This is a genomic window from Gilliamella sp. Pra-s52 (assembly GCF_009795805.1).
Classification (GTDB): domain Bacteria; phylum Pseudomonadota; class Gammaproteobacteria; order Enterobacterales; family Orbaceae; genus Gilliamella.
Genome location: NZ_WTEY01000014.1, coordinates 31,653 through 48,177 on the forward strand (window position 1 = coordinate 31,653; position 16,525 = coordinate 48,177).

Below are 16,525 nucleotides of genomic sequence, written 5' to 3' on the forward strand. Positions count from 1 at the left end.
TTTTGCAATTTAGGTGAGCATTAGTATATAATCCAAGCAATAAAAAATTGCGATATTATTCAGAGAGTTTATGCATTATCCAATCGGTATTGATTTAGGTACGACAAACAGCTTAATTTGTGTTTGGCAAGATGGCAAACCAGTCCTTATCCCTAACTCAATTGGTGAAGTTATTACACCATCTGCAGTAAGTATTGATGAAGACGATTCTATTTTAGTTGGACACGCGGCGTTGTCTCGTTTAACTACACATCCTAATCGTAGCGCAGCGGCTTTTAAACGTTTTTTAGGTTCAAATAAAGTATTTGAATTAGGTGACAAAAAATTTACACCAACTGAACTTTCAGCCATGGTTTTAAAATCACTTAAAGCTGATGCCGAAGCGTTTTTAAAACAAGAAATTAATGATGTGGTCATTTCGGTTCCTGCTTATTTTAATGATGAACAACGCAAACAAACACGGTTTGCTGCTGAGTTAGCAGGATTAAATGCGGTACGTTTAATTAATGAACCAACCGCCGCAGCCATGGCATATGGATTACACGAAGAACAAACTGGCAATACATTAGTATTTGATTTAGGTGGTGGCACATTTGATGTGACTGTACTTGAATATGCCATGCCGATTATTGAAGTGCACGCTTCTGCTGGTGATAACTATTTAGGTGGTGAAGATTTTACGCATGACCTTGTTAAAGCTTGTTTGAGTGAATGGAACCTTAAAAAGCAAGATATTCCGACCGATGATTATGCTCGCTTATTAGATTTAGCCGAACAACTAAAATGTAAATTAAACGGTGAACAGTCACACACCTTAACTTGGGTTTGGCAGGATAAGCAGTGGCAATTTTCTTTAAACGAAAATCGAGCTAAAACGCTATGGTTACCATTACTTAATCGCTTACGAGCACCAATTGAACAAGCATTAAATGATGCACGCTTAAAACCTAATCAGCTTGAACATATTGTCTTAGTGGGCGGTTCATCACAATTGGGTGTGGTACGTGAGCTAGTGACCAAATTATTTGGCAAATTACCGTATCGCCATATCAATCCGACAACGATCGTGGCACAAGGTGCTGCAGTTCAAGCGGCGTGTCGATTGCGAAATGCCGACGTTGAAGAAGTTATTTTAACTGATGTGTGCCCTTATACGCTCGGGATTGAAAGTTGTTCAAATAATGTCAGTGGGTTATTTTCACCCATTATTGAACGTAATACCATTGTACCGACATCAAAAGTAAAAACATTTTACACAACACACCCTCAGCAAAAAGTGATATGTATTTCGGTTTACCAAGGCGAAAACCCTCGCGTTGAAAACAACGTTTTAATTGATGAGTTTGAAGTGCCCCTAACGCCGATGGAAAGAACACAAGGAATTGATGTTCGCTTTAGTTATGATCTAAATGGCTTATTAGAAGTCGATGTGGTTTTGCTTGAAACCGGTAAGCAACATGGCAAAGCGATTGATCATAGCCCAATAGGCTTAACAGACAAACAAAAACAAGACAGTCATGAGCGCTTGAAAGCACTTAAAATTCATCCTCGTGATGAAATGCCAAATCGTACTTTATTGGCAAGGTTAGAACGTGCATGGGCACAATCACTGGGTGATGAACGACTATTAATTGGGTCATATATCGAAGTTTTTATGGATGCATTAAATAGACAAAATCCTGAAGAAATTAACGAAATTCGTTGTGAAATTGAAGCTAATTTACAAGATTTGAATCGATAACCAATAAAATTTTAAAAATATAAAAAGTCCTCTTTTTTAGAAATAAAAAGAGGACTTTATTTTGTTTACTTTTCCTTTTCTTTGGTTGCTTTTTCTACTGGCGGTCCAAAACGGTTAGTGTATTTGATGCCAGAAATCCAAAATGGCGCAAAAAATAAGAGATAAGTCAATATTTCGGCCACAAAACCGATGAGTGGTTCTCCTCTATTGATATCATTAAAACGTCGTTTTAAAGCAAAAACCATATTGGTCACAGCAATGGAATAACAAATCATAGAAAAAGTAGGACTATTCAATTCAAAATTGTTGTTAAGTACGTTCATCAAGCCTAACACGATGAAGCTACAACATAATTGTATAATAAAACCTTTTATATTGGTTCGCCCTTTCCAACGCCAAAACTGCCACCATTTATTTTTAGGTAATGACTGTGATTCCAGTTTTTGTCGATTTTCATTATTTTTTGCTATAAGTAATGACGCACAAAGCCGTAAGACTAAATCATTGTCACTACTGTTTTTAAACTTGTCTAATGTTTCAAGTTCATCGTCATCACATATACCGTAATAGCTAGACAAACAACGTTCAGCAAGGTTTGTTATTTTTGTTAATTGTTTAGGATAACTGTTTTTTTGGCGATCAAAAGATGGTGTAATCCAATTCTTTTGTAGAGCTTTGGCTATTTTAATTAACTCTTTATTATCACCAGTAATATTTTGTAACATTGTATCTAATTTATTTTTTTGCTCAGGTTTATTTAGTACAATTATGTACAACAGCATTAAATAAATTGGATCTCTATTCGCCAGTTTTTGTGTCCATATTTGCTCTATTTTTTGCTCAATATCGTCAAAATCAATGTAGTTAGGTGAATCAATATACCATTCAATAGAATCTGGGTAATTAATTAAAACACAATTAATTAGTTCACTATCATTATTTATCAGGTTATATAGCTCTGTTTCATTTTGCCAGTTGCCATGCTTAAATATCTCTATTAATGGTTTAAACGGGTTATCTTCCTCGATAATAAAAGTATTGTTTTCTTGTTGAAGAAATTTTGCCATTTCTAATGGAACCCAATTAATGGCGACAATTAATAAATAACGACGATACCATTGCCAATAAGCTTCTTTATTATTAGCGATAACCGAAAGTTCTGGGGATTTTGGTAATTGATAATAATCATTGAATTTTAAAAATATAGACCAATCAAACATTTCCATATTTGAATAATGAATGCTTTGATATAAATGTGACTTAGCAATATCAGGAATATCGTTAAACCTATCTAACCATAAACGGCCATATAAAACTTGCTTACCATCTTTATCGGGATCGAATTGGGGCGGAATTTTGGCTTTTTCATTGTTATCAAATAACCATGCCTTAAATTCTTGCACGGGTGAAAGCTTTGTAAGCCATGCAAGATGTTGCCTTGCTTGGCGTTGCAAATGTTGCAAAATAAATTGTTCAAATGGATCATCGCTTTGATCGTCTAAAATTTCTTGTAATAATATTTCATTACCGTGACGTAACATAATGGCATGTCGATATAAACGATATAATCGATTATTGCCGTCATCAAGTAACAATGTTGATAAGACTTGTTTGTAATTCCAGTTTGTATCCAAAGCCCAATTAACAAAATCGATAATTTCTTTTGGATACTCGTCAATATTCTCTAATGCGGCTAATCGTGCTGTTGTGGTTGCCGTTATTTGCGGGATAGTATGTAAATAATTTTCTGTTTTATCGACAGCGACACAATAACTATTGTTCAGCGCCATAACTAATAATGGGAAGTAATTTTTTTCAAAATAAACACACCACCCCGCTATATAGCTTTCTGCTTTTTGTTGATAATGACCTGAATAATACAACTCTAACCAAGCTTGTAAGGCATTTTGTTTGTCTTCGAGCAAAGTATATTGGATAGCGGCAATATATTTCCATTCGATAATAATACTTTCGTCTTCATCGCCTTCATCAATACATTTTAAAGCATAATCCAAAATAGATTGATTTTTTAGGTTCGCACTACTATACCAATGAGAAAACTCAAGCATAAATTTCTTATCGTCAGGAAGATAAATAACTGTATCTTGAGATAAAAATGCACAAACATTTTCCGAACTACGTTCCCAAAATAACCATTTGGCATAAAATATATAATCGATAGTTACATTTTGTAGTGTTTTATTGGTTGTTGGCAAGCATGTGTAATCAAATAAATCACCGCGATCAATGTTATTTAAATAATTATCATATTTTTCATATTCATCAGTGAATTGTGTCATGAGTTGCTGACGCCAGCGTAAATTATCAGCTAAAATTTTGACACATGACTCAGATATATCTGTTGTTTTGTAACTTAATTCTAATAGTCGCCATTTTACCGAATCTATAACTGTCATGGGATAGTCATAGAATGAACCGATAAATTTTTGCCATTCATCAATGTTATAGCATCGCATTGGATCGGTTAACAGGGCTTGATAAGCCTCGCAAATTTCATTTGCTTTGATTTGTTCTTCTGTTAGTTGTGGCGCTGTTTGTTCTGAATTCTGTGTCATTTCATCAACAGCTGTTTCGGGCGATTTAGCATAATTCATTGCCGATTCATAAGCTTCACGCAGTGCTTTAAAGCCATCGGGATCCGTTTCAGGATGATATAACGGTAACTTTACACGATATGCTTGACGAATAACCGCGGTGTCTGTTGTTTTTTCGATGCCTAATAATTGCCAAAAATTTGTACTCATGACCAATCATACTCCGCTAGTGATTCTGGTTTTTCTAGTTCGACGATTTCTGTATACCAAGGTAGGCGATTACAAGGTGAATCCTTGTCGTTAGTTAATATTTTCATGGTATATGTTTGTGATGATCGGGTTAATTCGCAGCGTAATGCTTCTAGATCTTCTTTATTGTTGAGATTTTCCCAATATTGAAACCCAATCGACCAACCAGCAAAATAGTGATGCCAAGAACTATAAAAATATTGAGAACGCTCGGCAATTTTTGAAAAAATCCACAGAGCTTCTTCTTCAGTAATATATTTATTGGTTGTGCCATTGCGTAGCAAATATCCCATACGGGCATAATCCCAACTACGAATGCCACCGTAGCCGCATACACAAAAAGTTTGTTCAACGAACGTCATTAATATTTTTTGATAATCATCTTGTGCTTGGTAATAATCACGCCATTGTGATTCAGACACTCTAGAATACATTGCATAATATCGAGATAATGGTGGTGCATGCCCATCATCAACCATATCAAACACACAGTTTAGTAATTTTTGTCGAGAATCTATTCCCCAATCATCCTCCATATCAACAAATGTTCTGTCGGGGAAAAAAAATGGTGACGTATAACTTGCACCATATCTCTTATTTAAAGCGACCATTGGCGCAGATAAACCATATAGCCAATCGATACAATCTTGATTCATATTTCAATTCCAATCATCTGATTTATTTTACTTCTTGACAAAAGATAGCAGATTTTTATTAAAATAAAAATCGAAATTCAAGTAAAAATTATGATGATGTTAAGTCTAATGAAATGCTAAACCCATGCTACATACTGGCATAAATTATAAAATTATTTTGCAAATCAACCTCTACAAGGCATAATAAAGCCAAATATATTGGGATTTGATTATTACAGGATAATAAATCATAAGGAGCTATAATGAAAAAGATCGCCATAATGGCAATGTTAATCTCTTGTACATTAATGTTGCAAGGCTGCGTTGCTGCCGTTATAGGGATTGGTGCAGGGGCTACGGCCAAAGTTGCTACGGATCCTCGTACTGCGGGTACCCAAGTTGATGATACAACACTTAGTTCACGCATGAGTATGAAAATTAAAAACAATGGGCCGTTCTTTATTGGATCGCGCATTATTATGAGCACTTATAATGGCAATATTCTTTTAACTGGGCAAGCAAATAATGAACAAATCGAAAAAGCCGAAAGTCTAGCTTATCAAGTTGAAGGAGTAAAAAAAGTCTATAACCAAATTCGTATTGGTGAACCGGTTGGAGCAGGAACTATTACCAATGATGCTTGGATAACTACTCAAGTTAAATCTCAACTGATTTTGAATTCGCAAACCAAAGCACGCAACATTAAAGTTGTTACTGAAAATAGCGAAGTATTTTTAATTGGTATTGTCTCATCACAAGAAGGTAAAACAGCGGCAGAGCTGGCAAGTAAAGTTCGAGGTGTGAAGAAAGTTGTCACCCTATTTACTGATATTAACAATTAACCAATAACAAAAAATAGACTATAAATAGGAGGCTAATTAGCCTCCTATTTATAGGACCGACTCAATGCGCTCAATCAATTTTTCCAGCCCTTGCAAACGAGATTGGCTCAGTTCGTCAGTAATTTTTAATTCATGCAAAACCGATTGGAAATCAATGGCAGCTATTTGCTGTGCTGTTTTGTGATTAGCAATACTGATTAACACAGCCAATAACCCTTTCACAATTCGGCCTTCGCTATCGCCGCTAAAAACATAGGTATTATCAGCCTGTTTTTGATAAGTCAGCCAAACGCGATTTTCACAGCCATTCACTTGGTTTTCTATTGTTTTTTGGGATTGAGGAAAATCAGGCAATTGCTTTGCTAACATCACAAGCTGCCGGTAACGATCTTGCCAAGAATGTTGCTGTGAAAATAATTCGATTAAAGCTTGCTGTGATAGCATAATATTGACCTATTTATGGTTGATTATTGTGTAACAAATATTCAAAATCAGATACCGATTAGTATAACATTACACCAATATTTCAATCGTACTTTGTAGCACTGAAATAAATTTATCCACATCTTGCTGATTATTATATGGCATCAATGAAACACGCACTGCACCGTGGCAACCTAATTTATTCATCAAAGGCTGAGCACAAAGTTCGCCAGTACGAATAGCAATATTTTGTTCACTTAACAAAATAGCAATATCATTATGATGAATATTATTAATATTAAAAGTGATTATCGGGCTATCATCCTCACTATAAAATTGAATATCGGCAAATTGGCTTAGTTGCGATTTTGCATAATAAGCTAGCTGTTTTGTATAGTTTTCTGCTTGTCTATTATCCCAACTTTTTAACCACTCAAGTACCGCATTAAAACCAACAATACCGGCAATATTAGGTGTGCCGGCTTCAAATTTATAAGGAAGATCTTCTTGAATAAAATCATCAAACGAAGCGTTTTTTAGCATTTTACCGCCGCCATGCCAAACTGACATCTGCTCAAGTAATGCCTTTTTACCATATAAAACCCCAAGTCCCGTTGGACCGTACAACTTATGGGTAGAAAAGGCATAAAAATCGATATCTAACTGGTTAACATTAATTGCATGATGAACAACACCTTGCGCACCATCCACCACCAAAACGGCATCATATTGATGAACAATATAACTAATTGCAGCTAAATCAGGACAAAAACCCGTCACGTTTGACATTTGGGTAATTGCAACAATTTTAGTCTTCGCTGACATTAACGACGACAACGCATTAACATCCGATGACCACTTAACGACTTTAGCGCCGGTTTGCTCAGCCACAATCAACCAAGGTAACAAATTGCTATGATGCTCTAATTCACTCACAATAATTTCATCATCAGGTTGCAATAATGGGCGAGCATAGCTCTGGGCAATTAAGTTAATTGACTCGGTTGCCCCCCGAGTCCAAATAATTTCAGCGCTGCTTTTAGCATTGATGAAATCGGCAACATTTTGCCTTGCCTTATCAATTGTGGAAGTGACTTGCAACGCATCTTGGTGCAAACTGCGTTTTGCTGTAGCCGTATTTTGAGCATAATACACCCGTGTTGCATCGACCAAGGCTTGCGGTTTAAGTGCCGTTGCTGCCGAATCAAGATATACGCTATCATGATTGAGCGCAGGAAAATTTTCTCGAAACTGTTCAGGCAGAAAATGCTTATTGGGTAAGTTCAAGTCCGGCAATCCCATTCCAGTAACCATTACAGTCTCGTTTATGTTCAATTGTCAGTGGATTTAACCCATCTTCGTTAGCTTTGAACTGCTTTACAACATCAAGCGTTTCAACACCAAGAGGCGAAATACGAACAATATCGACTAATCCTTTCATCTCTTTAAGATTATTGCCTAAATTGTAACAATAACCGCTTTGAGTCTGGATACCGTTTAACACAAACACCTTTTGCTGTTCTTGCGAAAACACCTCACGCCCAACAGGATACTTAATACAACAAGTTTCACACTTATCTTTAGGTTTATCTTCCGATCTTGCCGTAAAACAGCGAGCTGAATAAGCCAAAGGTAAATAACCATAACTGAACACTTCGACTTCAAAATTTTGTGCAATATTCAAACTTTCAAACTGTTTAAGCACATTACTCAACCAATCGCGCGACAGCTCAACCGGCATACACCAACGCACCATGCCTTGTTTTTGTAATAATTTTAACGTTAAAGCGTTATAACAGTTAATGGCAGGACCTGCAACAAACGGCAACTTATGTTCTTGCGCAATATTAATTGCCGCCAAATCATTGGCCTCGACTAAAAAATCGCCATTATTTACTAATTGTCGCAACTCATTAAGTTCTGAGGGCGCCTCAAGTAAAGCCAGTGTTGACAGCACGACTTGCTTGCCAGATTTAGCAATCTCTTTTGCCAGCTCAAGCCAATTGGCGACTTTCATTTCACGGCGCTTAGTACAAACCGTCTCGCCCATATAAATAATATCCGCTTGACTCTCTTTAGCGGCATAATAAAAAGCTTCTGTTTCAGTTTTAGGCCAATAATAAAGCACTGGTCCTAATGCGTATTTCATGGTTTTGCTCACTATATTTATGTTAGATCTTTTTCAATGATTTACGTTGATGCTGTTAGCACATTACCTATTGCTAACTCACCTTATTGCCATTTACGGTGATAAGCGCCTAATGTTGTTTGTGTGCCTTCTGACACCGAACCGAGCGTATCCATCCAACGTTGTTCGGCTTGGAACGATTGCGGATTGGCTTTATAGCGATCGATGGCTTGTCGCCACACTTTAGTGACTTGCTCAACATAAGCAGGACTACGCTGACGGCCTTCTATTTTGACCGATGCAATATTTGCGGCAAACAGTTCAGGCAATAGCTCAATGGTATTTAAACTTGTTGGTTCTTCAATAGGGTGATAAAGCTCCTGACCAACAAAATAGCGTCCTTTACATAGCGTTGGGTAACCTGCATTTTCGCCTTTTTTATGGCAATCAATTAACACATTATTCAGTCTTGATTCCAGTCCTTTTTCGGTCTCTTCCCAACGAACAAATTTGGCAGGCGAACATGCGCCAACGGTATTAGGGGATTCGCCAGTCAAATAGGATGACAAATAGCATCGCCCCTCGGCCATAATACACAAGCTACCAAAAGCAAACACCTCGAGCGGAACCGGTGACACTTGTGACAACTGTTTAACTTGATGCATTGAAAGCACACGCGGCAAAACAATACGATGGACTTGAAAGTTATTATGATAAAACTTAATCGACTCCTCATTGGTCGATGACGCCTGCACAGAAACATGACGCTCAAGATGGGGGTACTTTTCAGCCGCATAATCAAGCATAGCAAGATCAGCAATAATTAATGCATCAGCACCAATATTGGCCGCAGTATCAACTGCATATTGCCAACGTTCAAAATTATCGGGGTGGGCAAAGGTATTAATGGCAATATGTAGCTTTTTGCCACGTTTATGCACATAATCCGATGCCTCAATCAAACGCTTCTCGTTAAAATTCAAACCAGCAAAATGACGGGCATTGGTATCGTCTTTCAAACCAATATAAACAGCATCAGCACCATTATCAATGGCGACTTTTAGTGATGGTAAAGATCCTGCTGGACAAAGAAGTTCCATAATTATTCCTAACTTAAATTTGGTCTTTTATACGCTGTGTATTATGCAATAATTCTGAGTTTAATGCGAATGGAAAGCGGTTGTTATGTTTAAAAAATGGATAGTGTACTCTAACCACCGTCAAAAATATGACATGAGTAATTTAACTTTTTATAAATGGAGGAAAAAATACGGTGGGGTATTTACAAATCCATCATCGCCACGGGAGGAATAAACCACGCCTTGCCGTCAGTTGATAGATTGGATAGTTTCGGTGTATTCGCATTGCTTTGTTCTGTGCTGGTTGTTTGAGCTTGCGCTTGTGCTTGTGCCACTCGTTGCCACCACAGTGAGGGTTTAATGCGTTGCGCTTTTTCTAGTTGCCAATTTTTTTTGACATGTTCATGCGCTTCGTCTACTTTTTTCATCGCAATATCACGCTGATAATGCTGGGTGATGCCCCACTCATCTAATCCCACTTCAATCAGCGTTTTTTGTTGTTGTTTTTCTTCTTCAAATAAGTCATCAATTTCATTCCATTTGCTTAACGCTTCATCGGCATACCATTCACTTTCATATTTTACCAGTAAATGCCCTATCAACTCCGCCGTCCAGCTTCTGCGTAATCCTTCTTTTAAATCGCTATCCGTAAAAGTCGGCGGCGGTAGGTTCTTTTTCCGTTGGGTTGAATATATCAGTGTCCCTGTCAAAATTTGGTGTAGTGCCTTCATCGCTGGCGTGTAATCGGCTAAATCTAATTTCGCCACTCTATTCTTGCCAATCTTGTCTGATAATTCACCAACCGAGGCTTTTTCTTCTATCGTTTCAAACCCTGGCCAGTGCCATGGACTACGTCGTTTGATATGCGCTTGCGCATTGTCTTTTATATTCACCCAACCTTGTATCGGCAGGCTTTACTTATTATCTCCGAGTAACCTTAATTCACTAAAAACTATCATTTTGTATCATTTTTTAATCTGGCGAAAGTTTGGTTATTAGTTTTGTTCTATTTTCTTGATTAACAAATGTGTAATAAGTCACTCCTCCATCAAAATATTGTACAATCTCTAGCTTATTTTCCCCTTTCCATTTATATTCGACTTCAACTCTCAGATAATCATCTTCATAAATGTCCGAAAAATCTTCCCCTATTTTGATCTTTTTTCTAAATACGTTTGAAGGATCAAAGCTCATTGCTTCATATACATCCAATATTGTCATGTTTTGATAATAACAAGTATGAGTGGTCTCCATATCAACTTGTTTGTATTGAAGGCAATTTTCATTTCTTTTTAAATTATTTATTTTGTTTTCATCTGTATTGACTAATTGTTTGTAGAAAATTAGATGTTGTTTATAAGGAATCATTAATTCATTATCATTAAGTAAAATGATCGTTGTATAACTGAATCCAATACACATTTCAGATAGATTTGATGAATCTATTAAAAAAAGTTCATCAAAATCATTTAACAATAAATTATATTTGTTTAATTCTTCATCATAATTTTCAAAAAAATTGATTTTTTTTAATTGATTATTGATGTTTTTTTTATTTCCTTCAAAACGTTTAAAATCACAACCTGAAATGCTAATTTTTTGTTTATTACCAGTAATCAAATTGTCTAAAGCTCCGATGAACCAATCTTTTTCTTGTTTTTCTACATTAATTTTATCTTTCATTATCAAATAATAATGATTTTTATTAGAATCAATATTAGAAGCATAAGCTAAAGGTGGTAATAAAATTAATAACAAAATGTTAAATAAAAAGTTTTTCATCTTTAACTCCTAATTACTAAAGTTCCACCCCAAAAGTACTTTGATACCCTTCTTTTAACAATTCCAAAGGATCTATTAAATCTGAACGTCTTTGGTAAGGTAAGTTTGCTCTATCAGTCAACGGTTTTTTCAAATCTAGGCCACCTTTTCCTGAATAATACTCTAAATGTAACATGTAAATGACTTTTCCGTTTTTGACAACTTCCGGTTTACCAGCTTTTATTAATTTTCCTGTTTTTGCAAGTACAGTACCTTGTTTAACAACATCACCAACTTTAACTTTAATACTATCGTGATCTACTTCACCATAACGAATAATAAATTGACGCCCACTGCTCGTTTTATGTCTTATTGTTATTTGATCGGTTTCTGAATAAAATCCGCTAATTTGTAGCACAACACCATCACATACTGCGACAATCTCCGTATAAGGTTCTGTATATAAATCACGTCCCGCATGTTTCCTTTTACCTCCACTACGATTCGCTCAAAACATTGTTTGATTATCATTTTTAGTCCAATTAAATCTTTTACCAAATTGCATATCAAAATTGTTTATTGGTTTTACTTTTAATGGGAAAATAATTTCAGTACTTCTAATATTAAAATAATCCATCATTGCCACGGGATGAATAAACCACGCCTTGCCGTCAGTTGATAGATTGGATAGTTTCGGAGTATTAGTATTGTAGTACTTTATCTATTAATTCAAATTTGCCAGACTGAGGATTAATTTTATATTTATTCCAATTATCAGCTGTTGTGGATTCCAAATCATAAGTGAAATATAACATCCATAAATTATAATCATTCAAATAATATAATTTTTCTGTAGCTAAACTGTCATTAGGATCATTGATATATTCATAACATATTATAGAATCTACTCTTTCATTATTTTTATAAGAGATTAATTCTATTTCTATAAAAAATGGATTGTTAGTTTGTTCTTTTTTCAATTTTAATTCAATGTTATTTTTTAGTTTGGAAATTGTTATTTCATCATTAGTTAGATTATTAAATTGAAGATAATAATCTTTTTTTATTTTTGAAATTGCACATCGTTCAGAGACATCTTTTTTACAAGTTTTATTTATAGATAACATAAACTCTTTACTTGATATCAATTTTTCCCCGCGAAAATTATCATATGCTAAAGAATCTTTGTCTATGTTCCCCGCATATACTATTTTAATATTGTAATCAGAAAATATTGTTATCAATAACAATATTAGGATATTAATTAGATTTTTCATATTGTTTTATTTCCTTTATAAAACTATCATCAAAGCCCGAATGTAAATGTGTATCATGGAGAGTTCTTCCTACTTCTTGCGTTGCATTATCAAATTTTTTCTTATGTTTTCCTGTTATCTGTTTATTAAAATGAAATTTATGCATGGCATTAATAAACTTTTGTTCATCAACATCTTTTAAATAAAGAGTATCAATACTTTTACCGTTTACGTGCTCGGCACTAGGAAAACAGGATGCTTCAGCAAAACAACTTCCAGTTGTAGTTAACTGTAAACCTGTTTCAGCTAAAGCGCCTATAAAACCTGCCAAAACACTTGGTTCGGTATAGCGTCTTTTTGTGTTAGAAAAAATATATCTAACCACCACTTTGTCGTTAACATATTGAATTTTATCAGGCATTCTAACTAACTGAATGTCTTCATCCAATGCTCTATATAATCTCCAAATATAACCTTTATCTTTGGAATGCCAGCCATACTCAGCAATATCTCCATTAGCATATTTAATTCTTTTCTGAGTATTCCCTTCGTTGACATTTTCCTTATATTCAATAATATTAGGATCATTTCGATTTGGTGCATTTACTGTTATACCGTCTTTTTTCTTTTTAGTTGTATGCCAATCTACTATACATATTTCATGCTTATTATTATCTTTATCATGATAAACGTATTTATATTTTTGTTCATAACCTTCTAATATTTCTTGTGGGATATGTTTTTCGATTTTTCCATTATGATAGATATGATAAGTAACGATACCTGCTCGATCAGCTGCGCTATTAAAATAATCAATCATCGCCACCGGATGAATAAACCACGCTCTGCCATCAGTTGATAGATTGGATAGTTTAGGGGTATTGGCATTGCTTTGTTCTGTGCTGGTTGTTTGGTTTTGAGTTTGCGCCTGTGCCACTTGTTGCCACCACAGTGACGGTTTGATACGCTGCGCTTTTTCTAGTTGCCAGTTTGTTTTGACATGTTCATGTGCTTCGTCTACTTTTTGCATAGCAAAGTCACGCTGATAAGCGCGGGTTATACCTAGTTTATCTAACTCTACTTCAATCAGTGCTTTTTGTTGTCGCTTTTCATCTTCAAACAAGTCATCCACTTCGTTCCATTTGCTTAACGCTTCATCGGCATACCATTCACTTTCATATCTTACCAGTAAATGCCCTATCTGCTCCGCTGTCCCACTTGTTCGTAACGCCGCTTTGAATTGTTCTTTGGTAAATGGATTCTTATTATTTATTTCTAATAATTGTAAAAACTCTTTGACTTTATTTTTTCCCTTATCCGGTAGAGATTTCCATAAATAATGGTTATAGCCAGATTTCGCTAAGATTCGCAGTACCGTTAACATCGCTTCTGTACAATCTTCAATATCTAGCCTTGCACTTCGATTTTTACTAAGTTTCTTTGTTAATTCACTTATTGTTGCCTTTTCTTCTATCGTTTCAAACCCTGTCCAGTGCCATGGACTACGCCGTTTGATATGCGCTTGTGCATTGTCTTTTATATTCACCCAACCTTGTATTGGTAGCATTTGCTCATCAAGTGCCGTCACTTGTGCCCATTTGGTGTTTTCATCTTCTATCGCTATCAAACCTTCACGCGCTAATGAACTTAGGGATACGGTACGAGGATAACATACCGTATTGCGTTTTTTTTCCTGAGGGGAAAGACTGCTGTTTAATGATAACGGAAATTTATTCCAGTAACTTATACTTGAAGTAAGTTGCCCATTTTGTCCATTAAGGTGTGATACCGCACTGGATTCTATCCAGTATGGTTTATTTTCAAGCATAAAACGAATCGTATAAAAACCCTCATGATTTGCAGGCTCAGAATCTACACTCAGCAGCGTAACATTTAGCACAAACCATAAATAATTCGCCAATTATCCGAATATTTTTTCATCAACTATGACTGATGACGTAATTAAATTCAGGAATGATAAAAATAAAATGTAATTTAATTATTGTTGGTTTTTTCTTTAAGGTATCCATCTTGATTTAAATAATAATGCTTAATTGTTAAATTATTATCATATTCTGTTGTAACGGTAATGATAAAATCCTTTGAGATAGTAAAATATGTTTTTTCAATTAGATTTTCATTATTTCCTGGTTCGTACCATTCACCTTCAACGTATAAATCTGATCGTATTTGATTATCTTTTATTGTCAATAAATAAAGTCTGTAAGGAAAATCACCACAATCCTGTGGTACCAAAATCATATTCATGTCATTTTTTGATGGTAGAGGTATATAACGAAAATCTATTTCACAATTCCATGATGCCAAATCTTTAATCTTACAATTTTCATTATTGGTTAAATTATATTGTTTATTTTTATGTGCTTTATTTAATGGTAAAGTATCTGTGCTTTTTTCAAAACAGAGATTTTTATTATTTTGTTGAATAGGGGGCTCTTGTGCATATGCAAAAAAAGGAATTACACCGAATACTAAATAAATTATATAGTTATTTATCATAATATATCCTAAAATTATTCATTAGCTATTTTTTACAATAATGAAGCCAATGGCTTATCATTTAACGTTTCAGAATCTTTACAAAAATATTCATCTTTTAAATAAATTTGATCAAACTCTCTTACATCATAATGTACCCAACTCGTTGCTCCTTTTCTAGCTGATTCTAAATTAAACATATTTTCTTGACCGGCTAGCCAATCCCATTTTGCTCCTAAATATTTATTAAAAATATCTTTCCTCAACTTATTCATATCGTCGCATGATCTTGTCCTGACACCATTTTTATTAAAATGTATATCTAAAGCTTTTCCTTTATGGTTTGTAGTTCGTCTATTTGTTTGAAGATTTCGATCATAACACCTATATCCTGATGAAATTTTTCTAAAACTATAAACTGAATTTTCTTTTTGTAAGTAAAATATTACGGCTTTTAATGCCCATAATAATGATCTGTGTATACCAGGATACTCATACCTATGAGTTGCTTCTAATTTTACACCGTAGTACATATCTTTATGTCTACTTTTACCAAATCCATCACACAATCCACAGGGACAAAACATTTGTTCGTCATCAGTAAGAGGTTTTTTTACCCATTCATTGCTTGGTAAATCATATTTATCAGAAAACTCATCTATAGCCTTTATCACATTCATATCCACAATACCCGTTTCATCGACTTGCATATAATCACGTTGAAACTGTTTGATCATATTTTCGGTTCTTTCAGTAAATTCATCTGTTGGCACATTGCCACCAAATCCAGCAAGTCTGATATTAATTTCCCGAATAATTTCATCTTTATCACCCTTTTTGAAAAGGATATTGTTTCCTGCAAAATAATCCATCATTGCAACCGGGTGAATAAACCACGCCTTGCCGTCAGTTGATAGATTGGACAGTTTAGGGGTATTAGTATTAGTATTAGCATCGCTTTGTTCTGTGCTAGTTGTTTGAGTTTGTGCTTGTGCCACTTGTTGCCACCACAGTGACGGTTTAATGCGTTGCGCTTTTTCTAGTTGCCAATTTTTTTTGACATGTTCATGCGCTTCATCTACTTTTTTCATCGCAATATCACGCTGATAAAGCTCGGTGATTCTCCACTCATCTAATCCCGCTTCAATCAGCGTTTTTTGTTGTTGTTTCTCTTCTTCAAATAAGTCATCAATTTCATTCCATTTGCTTAATGCTTCATCGGCATACCATTCACTTTCATATTTTACCAGTAAATGCCCTATCAACTCCGCCGTCCCACTTGTTCGTAACGCCGCTTTGAATTGTTCTTTGGTAAATGGATTCTTATTATTTATTTCTAATAATTGTAAAAACTCTT

General features: G+C 35.0%; 14 protein-coding genes and 1 pseudogene. 2 read left to right on the forward strand and 13 right to left on the reverse strand.

What is annotated here, in order from left to right; all coding sequences use genetic code 11:
- Positions 1-70: 70 nt before the first annotated feature.
- Positions 71-1,741: a molecular chaperone HscC gene (locus GQ594_RS09720; protein ID WP_160412683.1), complete on the forward strand. Its 1,671-nt coding sequence runs from the start codon at positions 71-73 to the stop codon at positions 1,739-1,741.
- Between the two features lie 65 nt (positions 1,742-1,806).
- Here the strand turns inward: GQ594_RS09720 and GQ594_RS09725 are convergent, their stop codons facing one another.
- Both GQ594_RS09725 and GQ594_RS09730 read right to left on the reverse strand, forming a co-directional pair.
- A complete protein-coding gene (locus GQ594_RS09725; protein ID WP_160412687.1) occupies positions 1,807-4,506 on the reverse strand; it encodes a hypothetical protein in 2,700 nt (899 codons plus the stop codon).
- On the reverse strand, positions 4,503-5,201 hold the full coding sequence (locus tag GQ594_RS09730; RefSeq protein ID WP_160412690.1) for a DUF1266 domain-containing protein: 699 nt from the start codon (positions 5,199-5,201) through the stop codon (positions 4,503-4,505). Before GQ594_RS09730 ends, GQ594_RS09725 begins: the two co-directional genes overlap by 4 nt.
- 242 nt (positions 5,202-5,443) lie before the next feature.
- Here GQ594_RS09730 and dolP point away from each other — a divergent pair, with 242 nt between their 5' ends.
- Complete coding sequence (gene dolP / locus GQ594_RS09735; protein ID WP_160412693.1) at positions 5,444-6,022, forward strand: division/outer membrane stress-associated lipid-binding lipoprotein; 579 nt, start codon at positions 5,444-5,446, stop codon at positions 6,020-6,022.
- A 48-nt stretch (positions 6,023-6,070) separates the two neighbouring features.
- Here dolP and csdE read toward each other — a convergent pair whose 3' ends face one another.
- The 11 genes and pseudogenes from csdE to GQ594_RS09785 all read right to left on the reverse strand — a co-directional run.
- Positions 6,071-6,466 (reverse strand): cysteine desulfurase sulfur acceptor subunit CsdE, encoded by a 396-nt coding sequence (gene csdE / locus GQ594_RS09740; RefSeq protein ID WP_160401104.1) that lies wholly within the window; start codon positions 6,464-6,466, stop codon positions 6,071-6,073.
- Positions 6,467-6,535: 69 nt separating this feature from the next.
- Complete coding sequence (csdA, locus tag GQ594_RS09745; protein WP_237398513.1) at positions 6,536-7,759, reverse strand: cysteine desulfurase CsdA; 1,224 nt, start codon at positions 7,757-7,759, stop codon at positions 6,536-6,538.
- A complete protein-coding gene (locus GQ594_RS09750; RefSeq protein WP_160412696.1) occupies positions 7,716-8,594 on the reverse strand; it encodes a U32 family peptidase in 879 nt (292 codons plus the stop codon). Before GQ594_RS09750 ends, csdA begins: the two co-directional genes overlap by 44 nt.
- Positions 8,595-8,677: 83 nt before the next feature.
- A complete protein-coding gene (gene ubiU, locus GQ594_RS09755; RefSeq protein WP_160401102.1) occupies positions 8,678-9,673 on the reverse strand; it encodes a ubiquinone anaerobic biosynthesis protein UbiU in 996 nt (331 codons plus the stop codon).
- Between the two features lie 182 nt (positions 9,674-9,855).
- Positions 9,856-10,419 (reverse strand): hypothetical protein, encoded by a 564-nt coding sequence (locus tag GQ594_RS09760; RefSeq protein WP_160412697.1) that lies wholly within the window; start codon positions 10,417-10,419, stop codon positions 9,856-9,858.
- A 205-nt stretch (positions 10,420-10,624) separates the two neighbouring features.
- Entirely contained in the window at positions 10,625-11,434 is an 810-nt protein-coding gene (locus GQ594_RS09765; RefSeq protein WP_160412699.1) for a hypothetical protein, read from the reverse strand.
- Positions 11,435-11,450: 16 nt separating this feature from the next.
- Positions 11,451-11,885, reverse strand: a pseudogene (locus tag GQ594_RS09770) (M23 family metallopeptidase); the annotation flags it as partial.
- 229 nt (positions 11,886-12,114) lie between these two features.
- The gene (locus GQ594_RS09775; protein WP_160412701.1) at positions 12,115-12,690 is read right to left on the reverse strand and encodes a hypothetical protein; all 576 of its coding nucleotides are present in this window, start codon (positions 12,688-12,690) and stop codon (positions 12,115-12,117) included.
- Positions 12,674-14,497 (reverse strand): hypothetical protein, encoded by a 1,824-nt coding sequence (locus GQ594_RS12050; RefSeq protein ID WP_202112604.1) that lies wholly within the window; start codon positions 14,495-14,497, stop codon positions 12,674-12,676. The genes GQ594_RS09775 and GQ594_RS12050 overlap by 17 nt, the downstream gene beginning before the upstream one ends.
- Before the next feature lie 167 nt (positions 14,498-14,664).
- Positions 14,665-15,189 (reverse strand): hypothetical protein, encoded by a 525-nt coding sequence (locus tag GQ594_RS09780; RefSeq protein WP_160413170.1) that lies wholly within the window; start codon positions 15,187-15,189, stop codon positions 14,665-14,667.
- Between the two features lie 32 nt (positions 15,190-15,221).
- Positions 15,222-16,525 (reverse strand): peptidoglycan-binding domain-containing protein (locus GQ594_RS09785; protein WP_160413168.1); only part of this gene is annotated, 1,304 nt, incomplete at its 5' end.

Coding starts and splice junctions, on each gene's coding strand:
- GQ594_RS09775 (WP_160412701.1), bottom strand. CDS start 12,690: ATGAAAAATCTAATTAATATCCTAATATTGTTATTGATAACAATATTT.
- GQ594_RS09750 (WP_160412696.1), bottom strand. CDS start 8,594: ATGAAATACGCATTAGGACCAGTGCTTTATTATTGGCCTAAAACTGAA.
- GQ594_RS09730 (WP_160412690.1), bottom strand. CDS start 5,201: ATGAATCAAGATTGTATCGATTGGCTATATGGTTTATCTGCGCCAATG.
- dolP (WP_160412693.1), top strand. CDS start 5,444: ATGAAAAAGATCGCCATAATGGCAATGTTAATCTCTTGTACATTAATG.
- csdA (WP_237398513.1), bottom strand. CDS start 7,759: ATGGTTACTGGAATGGGATTGCCGGACTTGAACTTACCCAATAAGCAT.
- GQ594_RS09780 (WP_160413170.1), bottom strand. CDS start 15,189: ATGATAAATAACTATATAATTTATTTAGTATTCGGTGTAATTCCTTTT.
- ubiU (WP_160401102.1), bottom strand. CDS start 9,673: ATGGAACTTCTTTGTCCAGCAGGATCTTTACCATCACTAAAAGTCGCC.
- GQ594_RS09720 (WP_160412683.1), top strand. CDS start 71: ATGCATTATCCAATCGGTATTGATTTAGGTACGACAAACAGCTTAATT.
- GQ594_RS09765 (WP_160412699.1), bottom strand. CDS start 11,434: ATGAAAAACTTTTTATTTAACATTTTGTTATTAATTTTATTACCACCT.
- GQ594_RS09725 (WP_160412687.1), bottom strand. CDS start 4,506: ATGAGTACAAATTTTTGGCAATTATTAGGCATCGAAAAAACAACAGAC.
- csdE (WP_160401104.1), bottom strand. CDS start 6,466: ATGCTATCACAGCAAGCTTTAATCGAATTATTTTCACAGCAACATTCT.
- GQ594_RS12050 (WP_202112604.1), bottom strand. CDS start 14,497: ATGCTTGAAAATAAACCATACTGGATAGAATCCAGTGCGGTATCACAC.